Origin of the sequence: Rhodobium orientis (assembly GCF_003258835.1) — a bacterium.
GTDB classification, from domain to species: Bacteria; Pseudomonadota; Alphaproteobacteria; order Rhizobiales; family Rhodobiaceae; genus Rhodobium; species Rhodobium orientis.
Genome location: NZ_NPEV01000214.1, coordinates 1 through 245, shown reverse-complemented (window position 1 = coordinate 245; position 245 = coordinate 1). Strand labels below are relative to the sequence as shown.

General features: G+C 46.1%; 1 protein-coding gene. It reads right to left on the bottom strand.

Annotated features, from left to right (window positions below; genetic code table 11):
- Positions 1-48: 48 nt before the first annotated feature.
- Positions 49-245: riboflavin kinase (locus CH339_RS25895; protein WP_210207417.1), on the bottom strand; the 197-nt coding region annotated here is incomplete at its 5' end.

Sequence of the window (245 nt, the reverse complement as noted above, 5' to 3'; positions counted from 1 at the left end):
TTTACCTTTTTATCACCATTGTTGACGCGTATTGCCGTTTCCATACATCTAGATTCCGGCCGGCTTCCGCTCTCTGAAGAAGCGGATCGCTTCTTCTTTGTCTCTAGAAATCTGTTCGACAAGCTCGTCAACGCTGCCGAATTTTTTTTCGCTCCTCAGCCGCTTATACCATTCAACCTTGATTTCGGAGCCGTATATGTCACGGTCAAAATCGAATAAGTTGACTTCGATTGAAGGCTGACCCG